General features: G+C 72.8%; 21 protein-coding genes. 10 read left to right on the top strand and 11 right to left on the bottom strand.

Features of this window, described 5'->3' with window-relative positions; translation table 11 throughout:
- The first annotated feature begins 79 nt into the window (after positions 1 to 79).
- Positions 80 to 3094: an alpha-mannosidase gene (locus FHX78_RS02535; RefSeq protein WP_145865826.1), complete on the top strand. Its 3015-nt coding sequence runs from the start codon at positions 80 to 82 to the stop codon at positions 3092 to 3094.
- Between the two features lie 4 nt (positions 3095 to 3098).
- On the opposite strand, the gene FHX78_RS02530 is transcribed toward FHX78_RS02535, so the two are convergent.
- Positions 3099 to 3800, bottom strand: coding sequence for a FadR/GntR family transcriptional regulator (locus tag FHX78_RS02530; RefSeq protein WP_145865825.1), 702 nt, complete (start codon positions 3798 to 3800; stop codon positions 3099 to 3101).
- A 180-nt stretch (positions 3801 to 3980) separates the two neighbouring features.
- Here FHX78_RS02530 and FHX78_RS02525 point away from each other — a divergent pair, with 180 nt between their 5' ends.
- The 5 genes from FHX78_RS02525 to FHX78_RS02505 are packed head-to-tail and all read left to right on the top strand — an operon-like array spanning position 3981 to position 8215.
- Entirely contained in the window at positions 3981 to 5327 is a 1347-nt protein-coding gene (locus FHX78_RS02525) for an enolase C-terminal domain-like protein (protein WP_145865824.1), read from the top strand.
- Positions 5324 to 6079 (top strand): SDR family NAD(P)-dependent oxidoreductase, encoded by a 756-nt coding sequence (locus FHX78_RS02520; RefSeq protein WP_145865823.1) that lies wholly within the window; start codon positions 5324 to 5326, stop codon positions 6077 to 6079. The genes FHX78_RS02525 and FHX78_RS02520 overlap by 4 nt, the downstream gene beginning before the upstream one ends.
- A complete protein-coding gene (locus FHX78_RS02515) occupies positions 6076 to 7068 on the top strand; it encodes an aldo/keto reductase (protein WP_145865822.1) in 993 nt (330 codons plus the stop codon). The genes FHX78_RS02520 and FHX78_RS02515 overlap by 4 nt, the downstream gene beginning before the upstream one ends.
- Positions 7065 to 7379, top strand: a complete 315-nt coding sequence (locus FHX78_RS02510; protein ID WP_145865821.1) for an L-rhamnose mutarotase — start codon at positions 7065 to 7067, stop codon at positions 7377 to 7379. The genes FHX78_RS02515 and FHX78_RS02510 overlap by 4 nt, the downstream gene beginning before the upstream one ends.
- Positions 7376 to 8215, top strand: a complete 840-nt coding sequence (locus FHX78_RS02505; RefSeq protein WP_145865820.1) for an amidohydrolase family protein — start codon at positions 7376 to 7378, stop codon at positions 8213 to 8215. Before FHX78_RS02510 ends, FHX78_RS02505 begins: the two co-directional genes overlap by 4 nt.
- On the opposite strand, the gene FHX78_RS02500 is transcribed toward FHX78_RS02505, so the two are convergent.
- Entirely contained in the window at positions 8203 to 9624 is a 1422-nt protein-coding gene (locus tag FHX78_RS02500; protein ID WP_145865819.1) for a lipase maturation factor family protein, read from the bottom strand. The two genes, FHX78_RS02505 and FHX78_RS02500, sit on opposite strands and share 13 nt — an antisense overlap.
- A gap of 149 nt (positions 9625 to 9773) precedes the next feature.
- On the opposite strand from FHX78_RS02500, the gene FHX78_RS02495 reads away from it, so the two are divergent.
- Complete coding sequence (locus FHX78_RS02495; RefSeq protein WP_145865818.1) at positions 9774 to 11858, top strand: SpoIIE family protein phosphatase; 2085 nt, start codon at positions 9774 to 9776, stop codon at positions 11856 to 11858.
- Positions 11859 to 11889: 31 nt separating this feature from the next.
- Positions 11890 to 12753, top strand: coding sequence for an Fpg/Nei family DNA glycosylase (locus tag FHX78_RS02490; RefSeq protein ID WP_145865817.1), 864 nt, complete (start codon positions 11890 to 11892; stop codon positions 12751 to 12753).
- A gap of 20 nt (positions 12754 to 12773) precedes the next feature.
- Here the strand turns inward: FHX78_RS02490 and FHX78_RS02485 are convergent, their stop codons facing one another.
- The 3 genes from FHX78_RS02485 to FHX78_RS02475 all read right to left on the bottom strand — a co-directional run bounded on the left by FHX78_RS02485 (position 12774) and on the right by FHX78_RS02475 (position 14781).
- Positions 12774 to 13427, bottom strand: coding sequence for a zf-HC2 domain-containing protein (locus tag FHX78_RS02485; protein WP_145865816.1), 654 nt, complete (start codon positions 13425 to 13427; stop codon positions 12774 to 12776).
- A gap of 152 nt (positions 13428 to 13579) precedes the next feature.
- Positions 13580 to 14101: a hypothetical protein gene (locus tag FHX78_RS02480; RefSeq protein ID WP_145865815.1), complete on the bottom strand. Its 522-nt coding sequence runs from the start codon at positions 14099 to 14101 to the stop codon at positions 13580 to 13582.
- 134 nt (positions 14102 to 14235) lie between these two features.
- The gene (locus tag FHX78_RS02475; RefSeq protein ID WP_145871579.1) at positions 14236 to 14781 is read right to left on the bottom strand and encodes a sigma-70 family RNA polymerase sigma factor; all 546 of its coding nucleotides are present in this window, start codon (positions 14779 to 14781) and stop codon (positions 14236 to 14238) included.
- A 211-nt stretch (positions 14782 to 14992) separates the two neighbouring features.
- Between FHX78_RS02475 and FHX78_RS02470 the strand changes: the two genes are divergently transcribed.
- The gene (locus tag FHX78_RS02470; RefSeq protein ID WP_145865814.1) at positions 14993 to 16147 is read left to right on the top strand and encodes a CapA family protein; all 1155 of its coding nucleotides are present in this window, start codon (positions 14993 to 14995) and stop codon (positions 16145 to 16147) included.
- A 6-nt stretch (positions 16148 to 16153) separates the two neighbouring features.
- On the opposite strand, the gene FHX78_RS02465 is transcribed toward FHX78_RS02470, so the two are convergent.
- A complete protein-coding gene (locus FHX78_RS02465) occupies positions 16154 to 16621 on the bottom strand; it encodes a MarR family winged helix-turn-helix transcriptional regulator (protein WP_373313026.1) in 468 nt (155 codons plus the stop codon).
- Between the two features lie 66 nt (positions 16622 to 16687).
- On the opposite strand from FHX78_RS02465, the gene FHX78_RS02460 reads away from it, so the two are divergent.
- The gene (locus tag FHX78_RS02460) at positions 16688 to 17503 is read left to right on the top strand and encodes an alpha/beta fold hydrolase (protein WP_145865812.1); all 816 of its coding nucleotides are present in this window, start codon (positions 16688 to 16690) and stop codon (positions 17501 to 17503) included.
- Here FHX78_RS02460 and FHX78_RS02455 read toward each other — a convergent pair.
- The 5 genes from FHX78_RS02455 to FHX78_RS02435 all read right to left on the bottom strand — a co-directional run bounded on the left by FHX78_RS02455 (position 17500) and on the right by FHX78_RS02435 (position 23767).
- Complete coding sequence (locus FHX78_RS02455; RefSeq protein WP_145865811.1) at positions 17500 to 18912, bottom strand: amino acid permease; 1413 nt, start codon at positions 18910 to 18912, stop codon at positions 17500 to 17502. The two genes, FHX78_RS02460 and FHX78_RS02455, sit on opposite strands and share 4 nt — an antisense overlap.
- Before the next feature lie 97 nt (positions 18913 to 19009).
- Entirely contained in the window at positions 19010 to 19399 is a 390-nt protein-coding gene (locus FHX78_RS02450; RefSeq protein ID WP_145865810.1) for a nuclear transport factor 2 family protein, read from the bottom strand.
- A 124-nt stretch (positions 19400 to 19523) separates the two neighbouring features.
- Positions 19524 to 21668, bottom strand: coding sequence for a putative bifunctional diguanylate cyclase/phosphodiesterase (locus FHX78_RS02445; protein ID WP_145865809.1), 2145 nt, complete (start codon positions 21666 to 21668; stop codon positions 19524 to 19526).
- The gene (locus FHX78_RS02440) at positions 21665 to 22477 is read right to left on the bottom strand and encodes an SAM-dependent methyltransferase (RefSeq protein ID WP_145865808.1); all 813 of its coding nucleotides are present in this window, start codon (positions 22475 to 22477) and stop codon (positions 21665 to 21667) included. Before FHX78_RS02440 ends, FHX78_RS02445 begins: the two co-directional genes overlap by 4 nt.
- A gap of 348 nt (positions 22478 to 22825) precedes the next feature.
- Positions 22826 to 23767, bottom strand: a complete 942-nt coding sequence (locus FHX78_RS02435) for an SCO0930 family lipoprotein (RefSeq protein WP_145871578.1) — start codon at positions 23765 to 23767, stop codon at positions 22826 to 22828.
- Positions 23768 to 24064 lie beyond the last annotated feature (297 nt).

Genomic DNA, 24064 nt, shown 5'->3' with positions numbered 1-24064 from the left:
GGGGCGTGGTTCGAACGGGTTCGGGGCGGGGGAGTGGTACCCCTGGTGACCGCCCGCCCCCAACCCTGGAGCGCCCCGCATGCATGACGACCGCACCCTGGTCGAAGCCCGCCTCGCGCGCGTCCTCGACGAGCGCATCCGCCCCGCCGTGTACCCCGAGTCCGTACCGCTCGAGGTCGCGGTGTGGCACGCGCCCGGGGAGCCCGTCCCCGTCGCCGAGGGCCTCGCGGCCGCACCCGAGCCCGTCGGGGTGGGCGCCCGCTGGGGCGCGCCCTGGGGCACCAGCTGGTTCCGGGTCACCGGATCCGTCCCCGAGCGGTGGGCCGGCAGGACCGTGGAGGCGGTCCTCGACCTCGGCTTCGACGAGAACATGCCCGGCTTCCAGTGCGAGGGACTGGTCTACCGCCCGGACGGCACCCCCGTGAAGGGCCTCAACCCGCGCAACCAGTGGGTGCGGATCGGCGCGCCCGTCGAGGGAGGGGAGGAGGTCCGCCTGCACATCGAGGCCGCCTCCAACCCCGTCATCCTGGGCTACCACCCCTTCCGGCCGACCCCGCTCGGCGACAAGGAGACCGCGGGCAGCGCACCGCAGTACACGCTCGCCCGCATGGACCTCGCCGTGTTCGACGAGACCGTGTGGCAGCTGGTCGCCGACCTGGAGGTGCTCGGCGAGCTGATGGCCGAGCTGCCGGTGGACGCGCCCCGCCGCTGGGAGATCCTGCGGGCGGTGGAGCGGGCCCTGGACGCCGTCGACCTCCAGGACGTGGGCGGCACCGCGCGACGGGCCCGCTCCTGTCTCGCCGACGTCCTCGCCGCGCCCGCCGCGCCCTCCGCGCACCGCATCAGCGCCGTCGGGCACGCGCACATCGACTCGGCGTGGCTGTGGCCGCTGCGCGAGACCGTGCGCAAGGTCGCCCGTACGACCGCCAACATGACCGCCCTGCTCGACGACGAACCCGACTTCGTGTTCGCCATGTCCCAGGCCCAGCAGTGGGCGTGGGTCAAGGAACACCGGCCCGAGGTGTGGGCCCGGGTGAAGAAGGCGGTCGCCGACGGGCGGTTCGTGCCGGCCGGCGGCATGTGGGTGGAGTCCGACACCAACATGCCCGGATCGGAGGCGATGGCCCGGCAGTTCGTCCACGGCAAGCGGTTCTTCCTCGACGAGTTCGGCATCGAGAACGAGGAGGCGTGGCTGCCGGACACCTTCGGCTTCGCCGCCGGACTGCCGCAGATCATCAAGGCCGCGGGCTCCAAGTACCTGCTGACGCAGAAGATCTCCTGGTCCCGCACCAACAGCTTCCCGCACCACACCTTCCGCTGGGAGGGCCTCGACGGCACCCGGATCTTCACCCACTTCCCGCCCGTCGACACCTACAACTGCTCCATGAAGGGCGCCGAGATCGCCCACGCGGTGCGCAACTTCAAGGACAAGGGCGTCGCCCGGCGCTCCCTCGCACCCACCGGATGGGGCGACGGAGGCGGCGGCACCACCCGCGAGATGGTCGCCAGGGCGGCCCGGCTCAGGAACCTGGAGGGTTCGGCGACGGTCACCTGGGAGACGCCGTCCGCCTTCTTCGCCAAGGCCGAGGCCGAGTACCCCGAGCCGCCCGTCTGGGTCGGCGAGCTCTACCTCGAACTGCACCGTGCCACCCTCACCAGCCAGGCCGGCACCAAGCAGGGCAACCGCCGCAGCGAGCACCTGCTGCGCGAGGCCGAGCTGTGGGCCGCCACGGCCGCCGTGCGCACGGGATTCCCCTACCCCTACGAGGAACTGGACCGGATCTGGAAGACGGTGCTGCTGCACCAGTTCCACGACATCCTGCCCGGCTCCTCCATCGCCTGGGTGCACCGCGAGGCCCGCGCCACCTACGCGCGGATCGCCGGGGAACTGGACGGCATCATCGGCCGCGCCCAGCGCGCCCTGGCCGGCGAGGGGACGGTCCCGTTGGTGTTCAACTCCGCCCCGCACACCCGCGCGGGCGTCCCGGCGGGCGGCGCCCGGACGGCGGCCGCCGACGGCCGTACGGCTCTCGACGCGCGCCCCGGCGGCGGGTACGTCCTCGACAACGGTCTGCTCCGCACCGAGATCGACGCGCGCGGGCTGCTGGTCTCCGTCCACGACACCGAGGCCGACCGCGAGGCCCTCGCCCCCGGCCGGCCGGGCAACCTCCTCCAGCTCCACCCGGACCTGCCGAACATGTGGGACGCCTGGGACGTCGACGCGTTCTACCGCAACACGGTCACCGATCTGACCGACGCGCAGGAGGTCACGGCGGGGGAGGACGGCGCCTCGGTGCGCGTCGTCCGCTCCTTCGGCGCCTCCCGGGTCACCCAGGTGCTGTCGCTGGCGCCCGGGGAGCGGCGGCTCGTGGTGGACACCGAGGTCGACTGGCACGAGACGGAGAAGTTCCTCAAACTCGCCTTCCCGCTCGACCTGCACGCCGAACGCTACGCGTCCGAGACGCAGTTCGGGCACTTCTTCCGGCCCACCCACACCAACACCTCCTGGGAGGCCGCCAAGTTCGAGGCCTGCAACCACCGCTTCGTCCACCTCCAGGAGCCGGACTGGGGCGTCGCCGTCGTCAACGACTCGACGTACGGCCACGACGTGACCCGCACGGTCCGTGACGACGGCGGTACGACCACCACCGTCCGCGTCTCCCTGCTGCGCGCCCCGCGCTTCCCCGACCCCGAGACCGACCAGGGCGTGCACCGCTTCCGGCACGCGCTGGTGCCGGGCGCGGCCATCGGCGACGCGGTGCGCGAGGGCTGGCGGATCAACCTGCCCGAGCGGCACCTCACCGGGGCGGGCGAGGTCGCCCCGCTGGTGACGGCCGACCGGGACGCGGTCGTGGTCACCGCCGTCAAACTGGCCGACGACGGCAGCGGCGACGTCGTCGTCCGCTTCCACGAGGCCCACGGTGCCCGCGCCCGCGCCACGCTCACCACCGGGTTCACGGCGACCGGCGTCGAGGTGACCGACCTGCTGGAACGCCCGCTGGCCGACACACCGGCGCCCCCGCTCGACGGCGACCGGATCACCGTGCGGCTGCGCCCGTTCCAGCTGATGACGCTGCGGCTGAAGCGCGCCTGACCGCTCAGTCCTCCGGCCGGGTGCGCAGCCACTCCTCCACCGCGCCCACGTGCGCGGCCGCCGCCGCCCGCGCCGCCTCCGGGTCGCGGGCGGCCAGCGCGCGGTGGATCGCGGCGTGTTCGCGCCGGGTGCGGTCGAAGGCGCCCTCCTCCTGGTGGCCGCGCCGCACCCGGGCCCGGAAGGTCCGCGAGGACAGGCCCTCCAGGATCGCGGCCATCGTCTCGTTGCCGGCGGCGGCCGCGATCGCGCGGTGGAAGGCGAGGTCGTGGGCGAGGATCTCCTCCGGGCCGTCGCTGGCGTCCATCGCCGCCAGGTGCGTGCCGACGAGGGCCAGAGCCTCCGGCGTGATCCGCGCGGCGGCCAGCGCGGTCGCCGTCGACTCCAGGACGCGGCGCACCTCCAGCAGTTCGGCCAGCTGCCGCCCCCGGGACAGATCGGCGACGACCCCGAACGTCTCCAGCAGGTCCCCGGCCTCCAGGCGGGTGACGTAGATGCCCGAACCGTGCCGGGCCTCCAGCACGCCCAGCACCGTCAGCGCGCGGATCGCCTCCCGCATCGAACTGCGGGAGATGCCCAGCCGCACGGCGAGGTCCCGTTCGGTGGGCAGCCGCTCGCCGGGCTCCAGCTCGCCCTCGCGGATCATCGCCGTGATCCGCTCGATGGCGCGCTGCGTCACCGTGCCCTTCCGCGGGGCCGTCTCCTCCACGCACTCCTCCACTCACCGGGTCCGCCGCAGTCTAACGACGGAAGTGGTCCGACCACTACGGGTGAGATAGCCGGGAAATTCCGGTCCGAAGGGTGTCGGGGCCGCCAAGTGGTCTGATAAATATGCCAGTCATCCGCGACGGACGCCGTACTCGCCCGGCCACCCACGGAAAGGCCCGCCGTGCCCCCGAAACCCGCCCGCATCACCGCCGTCGACACCTACGACGTCCGGTTCCCCACCTCGCGCGAACTCGACGGCTCCGACGCCATGAACCCCGACCCCGACTACTCGGCGGCCTACGTCGTCCTGCGCACCGACGCCGCCGACGGACACGAGGGGCACGGCTTCGCGTTCACCATCGGGCGGGGCAACGACGTCCAGGTCGCCGCGATCGACGCGCTCCGCGGCCATCTGCTCGGCCGGTCCGCCGACGAGCTGTGCGCCGACCCCTCCGTCCTCAACCGGGACCTGACCGGCGACAGCCAGCTGCGCTGGCTCGGCCCCGAGAAGGGCGTGATGCACATGGCGGTCGGGGCCGTCCTCAACGCCCTGTGGGACCTGACCGCCAAGCGCGCCGGCAAGCCCCTGTGGCGGCTGCTCGCCGAGGCCGACCCCGCCTGGCTGGTGCGGCAGATCGACTTCCGCTACCTCACCGACGCCCTCACCCCCGAGGAGGCCCTCACCCTGCTGCGCCGCGGCCGGGAAGGCGCCGAGGAGCGCACCGCCCTGCTGCTGGAGCGCGGCTACCCCGCCTACACCACCTCCCCCGGCTGGCTCGGCTACGACGACGAGAAGCTGACCCGGCTCGCCACCCGGGCGGTCGCCGACGGCTTCCGGCAGATCAAGCTCAAGGTCGGCGCCGACCTCGACGACGACATCCGGCGCTGCCGGGCCGCCCGCGCCGCCGTCGGGCCGGACGTGCGCCTGGCGATCGACGCCAACCAGCGCTGGGACGTCGCCGAGGCGATCCGCTGGACCAGGGCACTCGCCGAGTTCGACCCGTACTGGATCGAGGAACCCACCAGCCCCGACGACATCCTCGGCCACGCGGCCGTCCGCCGCGCCGTCGCCCCGGTGAAGGTGGCCACCGGCGAACACGTGCAGAACCGGATCGTGTTCAAACAGTTCCTCCAGGCCGGCGCCCTCGACGTGGTGCAGATCGACGCGGCCCGCGTCGGCGGCGTCCCCGAGAACCTCGCGATCCTGCTGCTGGCCGCCCGGTCCGGCGTCCCGGTGTGCCCGCACGCCGGCGGGGTCGGCCTGTGCGAACTCGTCCAGCACCTGTCGATGTTCGACTACGTGGCGCTCACCGGCACCACCGAGGACCGGGTCATCGAGTACGTCGACCATCTGCACGACCACTTCCTCGACCCGGTGGTGATCCGCGAGGGCCACTACACGGCACCCCTCGCGCCGGGCTTCTCCGCCGCCCTGCGGCCGGAGTCCCTGGCCCGCTACACCTATCCAGACGGCGGCTACTGGGCCGCCGCCCCGGACCCGCAGAAGGACAAGGGGCAGGCGGAATGAGCGACTTCGAGGGCCTGAGGGCCCTGGTGACCGGCGGCGCCTCCGGAATCGGCCGGGCCACCGCCGACCTCCTCGCGGAGCGCGGCGCCGAGGTGGCCGTCCTCGACCTGGACCCGTCACCGGTCCGCCCGCCCCTCACCGGCCACGCGGCCGACGTCACCGACGACACCGCGGTGCGCGCGGCGGTCGCCGCCGCCGTCCGCGCACTGGGCGGCCTCGACATTCTGGTCAACAACGCCGGCATCGGCGCGCGGGGCACCGTGGAGACCAACTCCGACGAGGAGTGGCACCACGTCTTCGACGTCAACGTCCTCGGCATGGTCCGCACCACCCGCGCCTGCCTGCCCCACCTGCGCGCCTCCGCGCACGCGGCGATCGTCAACACCTGCTCCGTCGCCGCCACCGCCGGGCTGCCGCAGCGTGCCCTCTACAGCGCCACCAAGGGCGCGGTGCACTCCCTCACCCTGGCGATGGCCGCCGACCACGTCCGCGAGGGCATCCGCGTCAACTGCGTCAACCCCGGCACGGTGGACACCCCGTGGGTCGGCCGGCTGCTCGACGCCGCCGATGACCCGGCCGCCGAACGCGCCGCCCTGGAGGCCCGCCAGCCCACCGGCCGCCTGGTCTCGGCCGCCGAGGTCGCGCACGCCATCGCCCACCTCGCGAGCCCCCTGTCCGGCGCCACCACCGGCACGGCGCTCGCCGTCGACGGCGGCATGCAGGGGCTGCGCCCGCGCCCGGCGGGCCGGTGAACCGGCACCGGCTCGGCCGCGGCGACGTCGAGGTCACCGGCCTGGCCTTCGGCACCTCCGGCATCGGCAACCTCTACACCGAGGTCGGCGAGGAGGCGGCCCGCGAGGCGGTGCGGGCCGCCTGGCAGCGCGGCATCCGCCACTTCGACACCGCCCCGCACTACGGCCTCGGCCTGGCCGAACGCCGCCTCGGCGCGGCGCTGCGCGAGCACCCCCGCGACCGGTACACGGTGTCCACGAAGGTGGGCCGCCGCCTCGAACCCGCCGACGCCGGCGGTGACGACCTCGCCCACGGCTTCGCCGTGCCCGCCACCCACCGCCGCGTCTGGGACTTCACCGCCGACGGCGTACGGCGCACCCTGGAGGCGAGCCTGGAACGCCTCGGCCTCGACCGCGTCGACGTCGTCCACCTCCACGACCCCGACGACCACGCCGAACAGGCCTTCCGCGAGGCCTACCCGGCCCTGGAACGGCTCCGCTCGGAAGGCGTCGTCCGCGCGATCGGCGCCGGCATGAACCAGACCGCGATGCTCACCCGCTTCGTCCGCGACACCGACGTCGACGTGGTGCTGTGCGCCGGACGCCACACCCTGCTCGACCAGAGCGCCCTGGCCGACCTGCTGCCCGCCGCCCTGGAACGCGGCACCTCGGTCGTCGTCGGCGGCGCCTTCAACTCCGGTCTGCTCGCCGACCCGGGGCCGGGCGCCACGTACGACTACGGGCGGGCGCCCGCCGGGCTGCTGGAGCGCGCCCTGCGGATGAAGGACGCCGCCGAGCGCCACGGCACCACCCTGCGGGCCGCCGCGCTGGCGTTCAGCGCCACCCACCCGGCCGTCGCGAGCGTCCTGGTCGGCGCCCGCTCGGCGGCCGAGGTCCACGACTGCGCCGACCAGTTCGCCGCCCCGCCGCCCGCCGCCCTCTGGCAGGAGCTGCGCGACAGCGGACTGCTGCCGCCCGACGCCCCCGTCCCCGCCGAGGAGCCGTCATGAGAGTCGCCCTGCACACCACCGTCCGCCCCGACGCGATCGCCGCGTACGAGGCCGCCCACCGCGAGGTCCCCGGGGAACTCACCGCCGCGATCCGCGCCGCCGGGGCCACCTCGTGGACCATCCACCGCAGCGGCACGCACCTCTTCCACGTGCTGGAGTGCGAGGACTACGCCCGGCTGCTCGCCGAACTGGAGCGGCTGCCGGTCAACGTCGCCTGGCAGTCCCGGATGGCCGCGCTCCTGGACACCGTCCACGACTACTCGGGCGCGGGCGCCGACGCGGGCCTGCCCGTCGTGTGGGAGCTGCCGTGACCGTCGACGCGCACCACCACGTGTGGGACCTGGCCGTCCGCGACCAGGACTGGATCACCGGGCCCCGACTGGCGGCCCTGCGACGGGACTTCACCCTCGCCGACCTGGCCCCCGAGGCGGCCGCGGCCGGCGTCGACCGCACCGTCCTGGTGCAGACCGTCACCGTCCCCGGGGAGACCCCCGAACTGCTCGCCCTCGCCGAGGACCACTCCCTGGTCGCCGGCGTCGTCGGATGGGCCGACCTCACCCGCCCCGACCTCGCCGACGAACTGGCCCGGCTGCGGGACCTGCCCGGCGGACGGTATCTGAAGGGCGTCCGCCACCAGGTCCAGGGCGAAGCGGACCCCCGCTGGCTGCTGCGCCCCGACGTGCGGCGCGGGCTGGCCGCCGTCGCCGCCGCGGGACTCGTGTACGACCTGGTGGTGCTGCCGCACCAGCTCCCGGCGTGCGCCGCGGCGGCCGCCGCGCTGCCCGGCCTCACCTTCGTCCTCGACCACGCCGGCAAACCCCCCGTCGCCTCGGGCGCGCTCGAACCGTGGGCGTCCGCCGTCCGTGCCCTCGCCGCCCTGCCCAACACGGTGTGCAAGCTCTCCGGCCTGGTCACCGAGGCCGACCCGGTCGCCTGGAGCGTCGACGGCCTGCGCCCGTACGCCGACGTCGTGCTGGACGCCTTCGGGCCCGGCCGGCTGATGTTCGGCTCCGACTGGCCGGTGTGCACCCTGGCGGCGGGCTACGGCGACGTCCTCGCCGCCGCCCGAGAGCTGACCGGGCAGCTCTCCGGCCCCGAACGCCGCCGGCTCTTCGAGACCACCGCCACCCGCGTCTACCGCCTCTGAGCCGCCCCCGCCAGCCGGGTCGGCGGCAGGAACTCCCGCACGTACGTCCGCTCCCAGCACGCGCCCGTCTCCCGCAGCTCCCGCCACGTCGTGTAGCGGTAGCGGAACAGGCGGGCGCGGATGTGCCGGGGCGGCGCGTCCGCGGGGAACGGGGAGCGGCGCAGCAGCCGCAGCGTGTCGCGGTCGTTCTCCAGCAGCCGCTCCACCAGCGCGCCGAACCACGGCCCGGCGTAGGCCGGTGACAGCGCGGCGAACCACATCAGCCAGTCCAGCCGCAGATGGTACGGCGCGAACTGGCGCGGCCAGCGCCGCGGATCACCCGGCTTGCCCTTGAACTCGTACTCCCGCCAGTCGGAGTCCTTCCGGGGCGCCTCGTCCGCCGTGCCCTCGACGACCACCTCGTACCGGATCCGGCTGACGCTGCCGAACGCGCCGTAGGTGTTCACCAGGTGCAGCGGGTCGAAGGAGCGGTTCATCACCTGCCGGCGGGAGAGCATGTTGCGGACCGGCCGGTGGGACAGGGCCAGCAGCAGCGCGGACACCGCGAGGACGACCACCACGTACCACAGCGGCGCCCCGGGCACCGCGGGCGGATCGGCCGGGAACCGGACCGCCGACAGGGCCAGCACGATCGTGATCCAGTTCAGCCAGGCGAAGTTCCCGGAGAGCACCAGCCACAGCTGGGTGACGATCATCAGCGAGGCGGCGGCCGTGGCGACCGGCTGCGGGGTGAACAGCAGGAACGGGAGCACGAGCTGGGTGACGTGGTTCGCGGCCACCTCGACCCGGTGCAGCGGCTTCGGCAGATGGTGGAAGAACCAGCTCAGCGGTCCGGGCATCGGCTGCGTCTCGTGGTGGTGGTCCAGGCAGGTCAGCTTCCGCCAGCACTCGTCGCCGCGCATCTTGATCAGCCCCGCCCCGAACTCCACCCGGAACAGGATCCACCGCAGCAGGAACAGCACGACGACCGGCGGGCCCACCTCGTCGTTGCCGAGGAACACGGCGAGGAAACCGACCTCCAGCAGCAGCGACTCCCAGCCGAACGCGTACCAGGTCTGCCCGACGTTCACGATCGACAGGTACAGCGCCCACGGCACCAGCCACAGCAGCATCCCGCCCCACAGCGGCAGCAGCGAGTCCAGCCCCGCGAGCAGCGCCGCCGACACCGCGCAGCCCGCCCAGGCGCAGCCCGCGAAGAACCGGTCGGAGTAGTGCAGCTGGAACAGGCTCGGCGACCGCCGCAGCGGCACCCGCTCCACGAACCGCGGCACCGGCAGCATGCCGCGCTCGCCGATCAGCGCACGGAACTGCAGCGCCGCCGTCAGGAAGCCGACCAGGTACAGGCCGGCCAGCGCCCGCTGGAAGACCAGCCGGCTCAGCCAGTAGTCGGATGCGGTGAACCACTCCACGGCCGTGCGCTCCCTCCTCCGGACGTCCCGGCCGGACCCCGTGACTCTCCGTGTACCACCGGGCGGCGCCCGTGCAACCCCGGCGCGGAAGCGGGCAGGGATCGGCTCCAGCGGTCGAGGAATCACGCGAATCCTGGCATGGTGAAGCCATGGCTGATCGGGGAGCGAGCCCCCTGTCACTCCCGGACGACTGGCCGGACCACCCGGATCCGATCCTGGCGCTCAACCGCATGGGCAGCTTCGACTGGGACCTGGACGCCGGGGTGATGCAGATGGACGCGCAGGCGCACGAGATCTTCGACCTGCGCCCCGACGAGTACGACGACCACCCCGAGAGCCTGGGGAGCCGGGTGCCGTCCGGCGAGGCCCGGCGCCTGGACACCGTGGTCTCGAACGCGCTGAAGGACGGCAGCGAGAACTACGGCGCCTACTTCCGCGTCCGCTGCCGCGACGGCACCCTGCGCTGGACCCACACCCAGGGGTACATCCGCCGGGACGAGACCGGGAAGCCCTGCCGCATCATCGGCATCGTCCGGGACGCCACCGAGGAACTGGACGACAGCGAGGCCCGGCGCGAGCAGGCCGCCCGCCGCCAGCAGACCAACGTCGTCCAGCTCACCACCGCCGCCCTGGCCCACGCCCGGACCGTGCAGGACGTCATCGACGTCCTCAAGGACACCCACGGCCTCACCCATCTGGGCGCCACCAGCCTCGTCATGGGGCTGGTCGAGGCCGGGCGGATCCGGCTCATCGCCGAGGGACCCGAGGACAGCTTCGTGCCGGGCACCGAAGTCACCGGGATCGACGAGGCGTACCCGATGAGCGAGGCGGTGCGCACCCTCAGCCCCTGCTTCATCGAGTCCCCGGAGGAGTTCGCCGAGCGCTACCCGAAGCTGTGGCAGGGCATCACGGGACTGGACATCACCTCGGCGGCCTATCTGCCGCTCATCGTCCAGGCCCGCCCCATCGGCGCCATGGGCCTGCTCTACAACGACCGGCGCGGCTTCTCCGCCGAGGAGCGCAACATCCTGGTCGCCCTGGGCAGCAGCATCTCCCAGAGCCTCCAGCGCGCGATGTTCTACGAGCAGGAGATGGACCTCGCCCAGGGCCTGCAGCAGGCCATGCTGCCGCGCACCATCCCCAGCGTCTCCGGCGCCGACCTCGCCGTGCGCTACCGGGCCGCCACCATCGGCGGCTCCGTCGGCCGGGACATCGGCGGTGACTGGTACGACCTGATCCCGCTGCCCGGGGGCCGGGTCGGCGCCGTCATCGGTGACGTCCAGGGCCACGACACGCACGCCGCCGCCGTCATGGGGCAGCTGCGCATCGTGCTGCGCGCCTACGCCGCCGAGGGCCACCCGCCCGCCACCGTGATGGCCCGCGCCTCCGTCTTCCTGCACGAACTCGACACCGACCGCTCCGCGACCTGCCTCTACGCCGAGGCAGACCTGGCCACCGGTGTGCTCCAGACGGTCCGGGCCGGTCACATCGACCCGCTGGTGCGCCGCACCGACGGCTCCTGCCACCGGGTCCTCGTGCCCGGCGGACTGCCGCTCGGCCTGTCGGCGGACTTCGGCCGGCTCGACTACCCGGTCGGCACGATAGAGCTCGACCCCGGCGACACCCTGCTGCTGTGCACCGACGGCCTCGTCGAGCGGCCCGGCGCCGACCTCGACGACGGCATGGAGGCCCTGTCCGCGCTGGTCGAGGCCGGCCCCGACGACGTGCGTGACCTCGCCGACCGGCTCATCGAGGTGGCCGAGGAGCGGGGCTGCGACGACGACGTGGCGCTGCTCGTGCTGCGCCGCCGCGTCTCGGACAGCCCGCGTCCGGGCGGCCGGCTCACGCGGCACGTCCCTCCCGGTGACCCCGAGGCGCTCTCCGACACCCGCCGGCTGATCCGCACCGCGGTCGCGGGCTGGGGCGCGGCGGACCGGGCCGACGAGATCGTGCTGGTCGCCGACGAGATGATCACCAACGTCCTGATGCACACCGAGGGATCCGCGGTGGTCACCCTCAGGGTCACCACCGGCAGCGAGCGGCGCGTGCGGGTGGAGGTCGAGGACTCCTCCAGCGCCCTGCCGCGACGCCGTGAGGCGGGGGAGTCGGGCGTCTCCGGCCGGGGCCTGCTGCTGGTCGAGACGCTCACCGACGCGTGGGGCGTGGAGGCGCGCGGCGGCGGCAAGTGCGTGTGGAGCGAGTTCCTGGTCGCCAAGGGGTCCGACACGGCCTGACCGCGTGGGCACCCGGTGGCACTCTGGACGTATGCCGGAACTCCCCGAGGTCGAGGCGCTCAAGGACTTCCTCTCCGAGCACCTGGCCGGCCACGAGATCGTCCGGGTGCTGCCCGTGGCGATCAGCGTTCTGAAGACCTACGACCCGCCGCTCACGGCCGTCGAGGGCCGCGAGGTGACCGCCGTGCGCCGGTACGGCAAGTTCCTCGGCCTGGAGACGGACGGCGGGCCGCACCTCGTCACCCATCTGGCCCGGGCGGGCTGGCTGCACTGGAAGGACCGGCTGCCCAGCGGACCGCCCCGCCCCGGCAAGGGCCCGCTCGCCCTGCGCGTCGCCCTGGAGACCGGCGCGGGCTTCGACCTGACCGAGGCCGGCACGCAGAAGCGGCTCGCGGTGTACGTCGTGGCGGATCCGAAGGAGGTCCCGGGCGTCGCCCGGCTGGGCCCGGACCCGCTGGCCGACGACTTCGACGAGCGGCGCCTGGCCGAGCTGCTGTCGGGGGAGCGGCGGCAGCTCAAGGGCGCCCTGCGCGACCAGGGCCTGATCGCGGGTGTGGGGAACGCCTACAGCGACGAGATCCTCCACGCGGCCCGCATGTCCCCCTTCGCACGCGCCGCCTCCCTCACCCCGGAGGAGACCGCACGGCTGTACCGGGCCCTGCGCGGCACGCTCACCGAGGCGGTGGAACGCTCCCGCGGGCTCGCGGCGGGACGGCTGAAGGCCGAGAAGAAGAGCGGACTGCGGGTGCACGGCCGCACCGGCGAGGCCTGCCCGGTGTGCGGGGACACCGTCCGCGAGGTCTCCTTCAGCGACTCCTCGCTGCAGTACTGCCCGACCTGCCAGACCGGCGGGAAGCCCCTCGCCGACCGCAGGCTCTCCCGCCTGCTGAAGTGACTTCGGCGGTCCCTTCCGGTTCACGGCGGTGTCAGCGTCACCAGGTGCTCGCCGTCCGCCGTGCGCACCTCGAAGCGGGCGATCCTGTCGGTGTGCAGGGCGGATCCGCCCAGCATCGTGTGGGGGCGGGCGTCGTGACGGGGCACGCCCCAGGTGGTCACGGTCTCCTCGGACCCGTCACGGCCGACCACCACCAGCCGGCAGGCGCGCGGACCGGCGCCGTCCTTGACCTTCAGCTCCACCAGGGTGCCCCAGGCCGCGTCCTCGGTGGTCACCTGCGCCCACACCCCGGACCACTCGTCGGTCGCCGCGATGCTCACGGCGCCCGTGCCGCCGTCCTCGGCCACCAGCGCGACCGCCGACGCGGACACCGCGAGCACCACCGAGGCGGCCAGCGCCGACAGCAGCCGGCGGCGCCCCGCGCGACGGCGGGCGGCCACCTGCGACAGCAGCCGGTCCAGCATCCGCGGACCGGGCTCGGCCAGCGGCTGCACCAGCCGTGGGGTGGAGCTGCGGTACAGCATCAACTGCCGTGCCGCAGGGCCGAATTCGGTCACCTGGACGGTGCAGCGAGGGCACTCCGTGAGGTGGTCCTCGAAGCGGAAGGCGTCCGCCTCGTCCAGCACGCCGAGCGCGTACGCGCCGACGTCGCGGTGCCTTTCCAGGGACCTCATGCCGCATCCTCGTGCCGTTGGGTGTGGGTGGGGTTACTCCTTGCTCCCACCGGTACGCACCAGGCAGCCGATTCACTCAAGCCACGTGCCGAATCGTGACCAAAGGATTCGGAGCCCTCCGGCCCGCGGATTGGTCCGGGTTCCGCGAAGGATCAGAAGAGGTGGATGGCGAGGTGGCCGAGCGGCAGCCCGAGCTGCCAGGCCGGTGTCCACACCTTGGGTCCCTCGTCCTCGCCGCCCGGCGCGCCGCCGCCCGGCACCGCGTTCAGATCGGGTGCCAGCAGCTCCGTCTCGCGCAGCCAGCGCCATGCCCCGCGGGCCAGTTCCAGGTCCGGGTCCGGCGCGGTCCGGCCGGCCGCGGCGGCGTCCGCGGCGAGACCGGCCAGGCGCTGCTCCACCCACTCCTGCCACGGCTGGTCGTACGCGGTCAGGGACAGCCAGGTCTCCAGCTGGGTGACCACCCGGATGCCGGACAGCTCGCCGTCGGTGTCGGACAGGAAGACGGTCAGCGCCAGCGCGTCCCGTCCGGCGCGGAACTCGAAGGACGTCGGCGGCATGAGGTCGCCGCTGCGCAGCAGCTCGTCCGCGATGTACTCGGCGTACAACCAGGCCATGGGGACGGTCAGTTCACCGTCACCGGTGCCGTCCGTGCTCTCTCGACCTCTGTGCAGCATCCCTTCCTGCCTTCCTCCGGTGCGTGCGTCGCCCGAACCCGGGCCCCCGGTCCGGAACACGGATGAGGACAGCCGATTACTCAACCGGGGTGGTCGGCAAGGCGCTTTACGGAGGTTTGACCCGGCGGTCGGTTTCACCGCATGTCGGAGGCGTATCCGGGAAGCACCCGGCGCAGGGCGCGCAGCGCGTAGAACGCGCGGGACTTCACGGTACCGGGCGGAATGCCGAGGGCTGTCGCCGCTTCCGCCACACTCGCCCCCTGGAAGTACACGAGCACCAGGACTTCACGGTGTTCAGGCGTGAGGGTCTTCACAGCCTCGCGCACGTCGAGCATCGCGGCGGCCCGTTCGGCGTGGTCGGAGATCACCCGCGCGTTCTCCAGCACGGCGTCCCCGACCTCGGCCGGCCGCGCCTGCCGGGCCCGGCGCGCGTCGATCGCGAGCCGCCGCCCCACGGTGAGCAGCCAGGGCCGTACCGAGTCGAAGTCCTCGGCGCGCAGGGCCTCGGGGTGCTGCCAGGCGCGCACCAGCGTTTCCTGGACGAGATCCTCCGCGCGCTGCCGGTCTCCGTCGCAGAGCCGAAGCAGCAGCGCGAAGAGGGGCCGGCCGTGCTCGCGTTGCAGTGCGGCGAGCTCGTGCTCGGCGGTCGTCCCGTTCGTGAGTGTCATTCCGGCCGTCATGGCCGTATGGCAGCGCACGTCGTCACGCGGGGACAGGGCGTGCACAGGACCGTGCGGCGGACGGTCGATCGCGTCGACGAACGGTTCGACGAACGGTCGGGGAGGTCGTTCGCGCACGCCGGACGGCCTAAAGGGCGTGTCGGAACAGCGACGGACGGGACGGTGATTCTTACCTGTTTATCCATAAATACGACTACAGCGGAGTGGAGCGATGATCACACGCAGTCGGCAGGTGGCCCTGGCCCTGACCGTCGTCCTCGCCGCGGGCGCCGCCTGCCAGGCCCGTGACCACCGGCCACCGGAACCGGGGCGTCCGGCCCCCTCCGCCTCCGGGCCCCGCCCCTTCACCCTGGTCGCCTCCGGCGACGTGCTGCCCCACAGCTCGGTCATCGAACGCGCCCACTACGACGCGGGCGGCACCGGGTACGACTTCGCGCCGATGCTCTCCGGCGTCCGCTCCGTAGTCGCCTCCGCCGATGTGGCGCTGTGCCACATGGAGACCATCTACGGCACGGGCGGCGACTACACCGGCTACCCCCTCTTCAAGTCCCCGCCCGAGATCGCCCGCGCCCTCGCCGCCACCGGCTACGACGGCTGCTCCACCGCCTCCAACCACACCCTGGACGGCGGCACCGAGGGCATCCGCCGCACCCTGGACGCCCTCGACCGCGCGGGCGTGCGCCACGCGGGCTCGGCGCGCACCGAGGGTGAGGCCCGCACCCCGACCATGCTGCGCGCGGGCTCGGCGCGGGTCGCCCACCTCGCCTACACCTACGGCACCAACGGCAGTCCGCCGCCGCCGGACCGGTCCTGGGCCGTCGACCTGATCGACGAGGCGCGGATCGTCGCCGACGCGCGAGCGGCCCGCGAGGCCGGAGCGGACGTCGTCGTCGTGTCGCTGCACTGGGGCACCGAATGGCAGGAGGCCCCCGACCGGCAGCAGCTCGCGCTGGCCCGCTCGCTCACTGCCTCGGCCACCGGGGGCCGCCCCGACATCGACCTGATCCTCGGCACCCACGCCCACGTCCCGCAGGCCTACGAGAAGGTCAACGACACCTGGGTGGTCTACGGCATGGGCGACCAGATCGCCGGCGCGATGACCAACCACGAGGGCCTCCCGGACCCGCGCGGCAACCAGTCCACCCTGGCCCGCTTCACCTTCGCCCCGCCGTCCCGCCCCGGCGGACGCTGGGAGGTGAGCCGGGCCGAGTTCGTCCCGCAGCTCTTCGACGTGGACGCCGGGCGGGCGCTCGACCTCAACCGGGCGCTCGCCCTCGGCGCCGAGGTGCGGGCCGTCCGCGACCGCATCCGGGACGTGGTGCTGAGCCGGGGCGCGGCGCAGGACGGCCTCGTGATGGGGGAGTGAGGCGCGTCAGCCGAGGTCGACGTGGTCCAGGGCCTGCAGCAGTTCTCCGAGCACCCGCAGACAGGCCGTCACCTCGACGTCCGTGAGGTCTCCGCCGACCTCCCGCAGCAGCAGGTGCTCACGCTCGAGGACGGCGGCGATCGCCGCCGAGCCCTCCGGCGTCGGACGGATGAGCGAGGACCGCCGGTGGGCGGGGTTGGGGATGCTCTCCACCAGACCCCGCGCCGCCGCGTCGTTCACCATGCGCTGCACGAACTGCCGGCTGATCGCCTGTGCCCTGCCCATCTGCGGCACGGTCATCGGCCCGTTGCGGTGCAGCAGGGTCAGGACGGCACGCACGCCCAGCGACAGGCCGTCGTCGGGGGCCAGGCCCTGCTCCACGCTGCGCTGGGCGCGCCGGTACAGGGGGCCGACCAGGTCGTACACCTCGGTGAGGCGGCGGCCGAGCTCGTCCGGGGGAAGGGGCTTGTCCATCTCATTCACTCCCTCATCATGACACCCTGGTTGCCAAAGTCGCCCCAAGATGACACCTTGGTTGTCATGACTGGTGCTTCGGATCTGCGTTTCTTCCCCTCCGCCGACGGCGATCTCGCCTACCTCGACACCGGCTCCGGCGACCCCGTGGTCCTGATCCACTCCGGGTACGTCGACCACCGGGTCTGGGACGCCCAGATCCCGGCGCTCGCCGCGCACCACCGGGTGATCGCCCCGGACGTGCGCGGCCACGGCTTCTCGGCCAACGCCACCGGGCCGTTCCGCTGGGCCGACGACCTGGCCGGACTGCTGCGCCACCTCGACGCGGGGCCCGCGGTCCTCGTCGGCCTCTCGATGGGCGGCGTGATCGCCACCGACACGGTGCTCGAACACCCCGGACTGGTCCGCGCGGTGGTCACCTGCGGCGCCGCGACCGGGGACTTCCGGTACACCGACCCCTGGCACCAGGAGGTCCAGGCCGAGAGCAACCGGGCGCTGGCCGCCGGCGAGGTGGAGGCCTGGCTCAAGGCCTTCCTCCGCGTCCTGCCCGGCCCCCAGCGGACCACCGACGACGTCGACCCCGACATCCTGCGCCGGCTGCGGGAGATGGCGCTCCACACCCTCTCCAAGCACACGCCGGACGAGAAGGACCTGCTCGTGCGTGTGACCGGCTCCTGGCCCCGCCTGGCGGAGATCGCTGTCCCGGTGCTCGCCGTCAACGGCGCCCTCGAACCCGCCGAACTGCACGACGCGGCCCGGCGCCTCGCCGGGGCCGTCCCCGACGGCCGGGCCGTCACCCTCGACGGCACCGGCCACTACCCGAACATGGAGCGGCCGGAACCGTTCAACCGGATCCTGCTGGACTTCCTCCGCGGGCTCTAACGCCGCGCCAGCTCCGAACGGCGGTAGGAGTAGGCGAAGTAGATCACCAGTCCCAGTGCGAACCACACGGCGAACCGCGCCCAGGTCTGCCACTGCAGGAACGTGATCAGCCAGATCGAGAAGACCACGCCCAGCGCCGGCACCACCGGCATCCACGGCGTGCGGAAGGTGCGCGGCAGCTCCGGCTGCCGGTAGCGCAGCACGATCACCGCCGTGCACACCACGACGAACGCCAGCAGGATCCCGATGTTGGTCAGTTCGGCCGCCTCGCCGATCGGCAGGAACCCGGCGATGGCGGCCGACGCCACCCCGACGATCCAGGTGACCCGCGTCGGCACGTGCCGGGTCGGGTGGGTCTTGGCGAACCAGCGGGGCAGCAGCCCGTCGCGCGACATGGCGAACCACACCCGTGTGACGCCCAGCATGAACGTGAACATCACCGTGAGGATGCCGATGATGGCGCCCACCGCGATCACGTCCGCGAGCCCGCTCAGCCCGACCGACTTGAACGCCGTGGAGAAGCCGCTCTCCGGGTCGATGTCCTTGTGGTTCTGCATGCCCGTCAGCACCAGGCACGCCGCCACGTACAGGACCATCGAGATGATCAGCGAGTAGATGATCGCCTTCGGCATGTGCCGCTGCGCGTCCTTCGACTCCTCGGCCGCCGTCGACATCGCGTCGTAGCCGAACACCGCGAAGAACACCGTCGCCGCGCCGGTGAACGCGCCGCCCACGCCGTACGGGAAGAACGGGTTGTAGTTCGCGGTGTCGATGTGGAACACGCCGACCGCGATCACCAGCAGCACGACCAGCACCTTCAGCACCACGACGACCGTCTCGAAACGGGCCGCGTTCTTGATGCCGAGGTTCAGCAGGAAGGCGATCAGCAGACACAGCAGGGCCGCGAACAGGTCGACGCGGTGGCCGTCACCGGTGCCGGGCGCGCCGAGCATCCAGTTCGGCAGGTCGGCGCCCATCTCGTTCACCAGGAAGCTGAAGTAGCCGGAGATGCCGATCGCCACCACCGCCACGATCGCCGTGTACTCCAGCAGCAGGTCCCAGCCGATGAACCAGCCCGCCAGCTCGCCGAGCACCGCGTACCCGTACGTGTAGGCCGAACCGGCCTTCGGGATCATCCCCGCGAACTCCGCGTACGACAGCGCGGCGGCGGCGCTGGCGACACCGGCGACGAGGAACGAGATCAGCACCGCGGGCCCCGCCGTGCCGTTGGCGACCGTTCCCGCGAGGGTGAAGATGCCGGCGCCGATGATGCCGCCCACGCCGATCGCGGTCAGCTGCCACAGGCCGAGGGTGCGCTCCAGCCGCGTACCCTCGCCGACTTCCGTCTCCTCGATGTGCTCGATGGGTTTGCGGCGGAGAATGCCCTCACCCGTCCGGAGCCCGGCCATGCGCCTCACCTCTTCGCGATCGGCAAACGGCTGACGGCGGATCATGATGCCCCCGCGACGCCCCCGAAGGAAGACACCACGCATGTCCGGCCCCGGATCACCGCCCGACGTCCGGCGGCACCGGGGTGGCCTGGTGGTAGTACATGCGCCAGTCCGACCTCTCGTCGCGCCTGCGCCACAGCGAACTGCGCCGCGCCCGCCGCCCGTCGAACCACGTCTCGTACGTGAGGTGCACCAGACCGGGCGCGAGGAGGACACCGGTGAAGCCGGACGGCTCGTAGACCGGGCCGTCCGCCGAACCGCCCGGGTGGTCGGGCAGCTCGGCGACCATCTCCGCGTACGTGTACCGCCTGCCGGACGCGCCGACCTCGGTGAACTCGGGGTCCAGCAGGCGTACGGCCTCCGCGCGTGAGGACCGGACGGCCGGGTCCATGAGGCGCAGCTCGCCCTCGATCGCCGCGCGCACCGCGTCTGTCTCGTCGGTCATCCGCGCATGATCGCACGCACCCCGGCCCCTCCAGGGGCGCGGGGAACGGCGCGACCGGCCGCCGGGCACCCGCAGGCGCGTACGAGCCGCGTGCCCAGGATTGTCAGGCGACCGGGTGACCTGATCAGCCCGTCGCGTCCACCAGGGCCAGTTCGTGGAGCCGCTCCGGTGGGCCCGGGCGGGCGTAGTACCAGCCCTGGGCCGTGTCGCAGCCGAGGATGCGCAGTTGCTCGGCCTGGGCCCCCGTCTCCACGCCCTCCACCGTGACCGCCAGGTCGAGGCTGTGGGCCAGGGAGACGATCCCCTCGACGATCTTCAGGTCGACCGGGTCGGCGGGGAACTGCTGCATGCTCTGGGTGAAGGAGCGGTCCAGCTTCAGGACGCTCACCGGCAGGCGGCGCAGATTGGCCAGGTTGGAGTAGCCGGTGCCGAAGTCGTCCAGCGCGATGTCGACGCCCATCTCCGCCAGCCGGCGCAGCGGCTTCAGCAGATCGTCGTCCGCGCCGATCAGCGCCGACTCCGTCACCTCCAGGCACAGCGCGTCCGGCGCCACACCCGTGCGCTCCAGGATGTCGACGGTGTCCTGGACCAGCCCGGGGTGGGTCAGCTGGCAGGGCGAGAGGTTCACGTTGATGCGCAGCGGACCCAGCGACTCCGCGCCCCCGTGCCGCTCCCGCCACTCACGGGCCTGGCGCACCGACTGCTCCAGCACCCAGCGGCCCAGCGGAACGATCAGCCCGGTGTGCTCGGCGAGCGGGATGAACCGGTCCGGGGACAGCACCCCGTGCTGCGGGTGCAGCCACCGCACCAGCGCCTCCGCGCCCCGGACACTGCCGTCCCCGAGATGCACCAGCGGCTGGTACTCGATGAAGAACTCGCCCCGGTCCAGGGCCGTCGGCAGCGCCGTGGTGAGACCGTGCCGGGTGATCGCGCGGGCGTCGGCCTCCGGATCGGCGAGCTCGAACCGGTTGCCGCCCGCCGACTTGGCCCGGTACATGGTGATGTCGGCGCTGCGCAGCACCTCCGCCGCGCTGCGCTCCCCGGCCGGCCCCTCGACGATGCCGATGCTGCCGCGCACGGTCAGTTCCCGGCCGTCGACGCTGATCGGGGCGAGCAGCGCGTTCATGATGCGGCCGGCCAGCTCGTCCACGGCGCGCTCGGTGCCGGGGCCGGTGGTCAGCGCCACGAACTCGTCGCCGCCGAGCCGGGCCACCATCTCGCCGGAGGCGGTGGCGCAGGCCTGCAGCCGGTCGGCGACCTCGACGAGCAGCCGGTCACCGGCCGCGTGCCCGAGGCTGTCGTTGACGGTCTTGAAACCGTCCAGGTCCAGGTAGCACAGGCCGAAGCGCTGGCCCTCCCCGGCGTTCAGCGCCTTCTCCAGGCGCTCGAAGAAGAACGTGCGGTTGGGCAGCCCGGTCAGCGCGTCGTGGGTGGCCTCGTAGCGCAGGCGGAGGTTGAGCAGCCGGCGCTCGGTGGTGTCCTCCATGAGGGCGAGCTGGTACTGCGGGTCGCCGTCGGCGTCGCGCAGCAGGGACACCGTCAGATTGGTCCACAGGACCGTTCCGTCGGGGCGGTAGAACGCCTTCTCGAGGTGGTAGTGCTCGCGCTCGCCGCTCACCAGCTCCTCGTAGAGCCGCCAGGTCTGCGGGGCGTCGTCGGGGTGGACCCACTCCCTGACCTTGCGGCCGCGCAGGGACTGCTCGGACAGGCCGAACATGCGCCGCAGCGCGCCGTTGACCTGAAGGACGTTGCCCTCCAGGTCGGCGATGCCGATGCCTATGGCGGCGCCCTCGAACACCGCGCGGAACCGGGCCTCGGTGGCGTGCAGGGCCCGCGCCACCACGCCCTGCGCCTCCAGCGCGGCCTGGGCGATGGCCTCCTGCTCGGCCAGGGTCCGCTCGCGCAGCGCCTGCGCGAACCCGGCGGCCATGGCGTGCTGGAGCCTGGCGCTGCGCGCCCGCAGGTCCTCGCGGTCGCCGTCCTCGCCGCAGTACAGCACGAGATAGGCGTCCACGCAGTCGAGCGTGCGGCTGAGCGCCTCCGGGTCGGTGCAGTGCGCCCGCACCAGGGCGGCCCCGACGGCCTTGCCCGCGTCCGCGTCGAACGACCTGGCCCGCAGCGCCTCGCTCAGCAGGCGGGCCAGCGGCAGCAGGAGCTCCTCGAACTCCGGCCGGGTCGACGACGTCGAGGTCACCGGGAAGACCGCCCGGCTCCAGATCGTCGCGAAGCGGCGCAGTCTGCCCTCCGGCCCGTCCGGCTCCGCGCTCACGCCGTACGCCCCACGCCCGCGAAACCGGAGAAGGCGTAGGGATCCTCGTCCTCCGGTGCGGTGTCCGGCCGCCACTGCGGCATCGGCACCAGTCCGGGTTCCACCATGTCGTACCCCTCGAAGAACCGCGCGATCTCCTCGCGCGTGCGCATGATCAGCGGGTTGCGAATGTCCTGGTACACGTCCACCGCACCCTCGGCCCGCTCCGGCGGCAGCGGGATCCCCTCGTACGAGGCATGGGTGAGCACGAGCATGCTGCCGGGCGCCAGGGCCTCGCGCAGTCCGGCCACCGCCGCATACGGGTCGTCCGCGTCTTCCACGAAGTGCAGTATGGCAACGAGCAGCAGGGCCACTGGCCGATTCAGGTCGATCAGGCCCAGCACCTCGGGACTGTTCAGGATCTCCTGCGGCTTGCGGAGGTCCGCGGCGACGATGTCCGCGCCGTCGTTGCCCTCGAGGACGGCCTGGCTGTGCGCCACGGCCACCGGGTCGTGGTCCACGTACATCACGCGTGCGTCCGGGTCGGCCGCCTGGGCCACTTCGTGCACGTTGCCGAACGTGGGAATGCCGGAGCCGATGTCCAGAAACTGGGTGACGCCCTCGTCGACCGCGAAACGCACCGCCCGGCGCATGAAGGCACGGTTCGCCTGCATGATCTTGGGCAGGCCCGGCATGAACTCCATGGCCCTGCGGGCCGCTTCCCGGTCGACCTCGAAGTTGTGCGAACCGCCCAGGTAGTAGTCGTACATCCGGGAGACGCTGGGCACCGTGATGTCGATGCTCCGTGGGGCCCAGGCGGGACGCTCCATGTATCTCTCCAAGGCGTAGGCGATCCGGTGTTCGAGAGCAGAGGCTACTGATCGCCCGCCAAGGGAGCGACCCCAAACGGAAAATGACCATCCGTTCCCGGTCACTGCCAGTGGCACGTGCCGAATTGACGCCCTCAGGAACGCGTCACGAGAAGTGTCCGAGGCATTCCGGAGAGTTCCCTCACCCGTCGAGAAGTTGCGGGAGAAAAGCGCCGATCATTCCCCCGGGGTCGCGGTGGGTACCGGGGGGTTCCGGTGGAACACGCCACAACGGTCCGCCCCTCCGCGGGCTGCGGAGGGGCGGACCGGGGCCGGTGCGTCCGGAGGGGACGACAGCCTGAGAGGTTGCTACTTCTCCGGCGCGCCGACCGGCTTTCCGTCGGGCCGCACGGCGTACCAGGTACCGCCGACGCCCTGACCGTTGGTGTCGCCGGGAGCCTTGTCACCGGCGAAGGTGTAGATGGGCCAGCAGTCGATGGTCTGCTGGTCGGCGCCGTCCGGGCGGGTGAAGGTCATGTAGCCCTTCTTCTGGATGCCCTCGGTGTCCGCGAAGTCCACCGGCGACACCACGGGCCACTTCTCCAGGCAGGCGCCGGTGCAGGCGGAGACGGGTTTCGGCCAGGCCTCGTCCTTCATGAAGCGGTACACCGTCCGGCCGTTGCCGTCGACGACGATCTCGCCGAGCTTCGGGTCCTGCCGGGTGGACAGCCCCGGCTGGTCGGCCGCCTGCGCCTTCTTGCCCTCGGGGGTCAGCGCGTACCACTTGCCGCCCACACCCTGCCCCTTGACGTCACCGGCGTTGACGTCCTTGACGTAGCGGTAGGCCGGCCAGCCGCCGACGGTGAGCTGCTTGGTGCCGTCGGACCGGGTGACCTCCCCGAGCAGCGACTCGTCGATCCCCTCGCCGGCCGTGGCGTCGTCGGCGGGTACCGGCGGCCAGGTCTTGGCGCAGTCGTCCTCGCAGTTGGACGCGGGCGGCTCGGCCGTGTCCTGGTCGAAGCGGTACAGGGTCAGACCGAGGCTGTCGGTCACCACCTTGCCCAGTTCGGCGGTGGTGGAGGCGTTCAGCTCGCCCGCCGTGTTCGAGGGGCTCGACGATGCCTGGGCGCCGCCGGCCGCGGTGCCGGAACCACTGCCGCTGCCGATGGCGCCGTAGTCCCCGGCCGCGGCCGTGGCACCCACGTTCTGGCTGGAGGCGGGCGGCGCGGTGTCCTGACCGCAGGCCGTGGTCAGGCTCAGCACCGCCGCGGCGCTCGCCACCAGCGAGGCGGTCCGCCAGGAGGTCTTCATCGTCAACTCCACATGATCGCAAGGGGGTTGCAGCGCCCTGCTGTGCCGCCGCTCGACGATGGGTACGCATGGGAGCACGGGTCGTGTTCAACCGTGGCCCGGATTTCTTTCATTAACTCCTTCGGGGCAATCACCCGGCTCGGAGGCGTGACCGGACCGTCCGCGCCTCATGATCCTCGTCGTGCGAGCACTCCTGACGACCCAATCCCGCGCCGGCGTCCGCGCGTTGGCGGTGGCGACGCTCCTGTGGGCGCTCGTCGGCGCACCCGGCGCGGCGACGGCCGACGCCTGCGCGTA

The organism is Streptomyces capillispiralis (assembly GCF_007829875.1).
Classification (GTDB): domain Bacteria; phylum Actinomycetota; class Actinomycetes; order Streptomycetales; family Streptomycetaceae; genus Streptomyces; species Streptomyces capillispiralis.
This window is presented reverse-complemented; position numbering and strand designations above follow the sequence as displayed.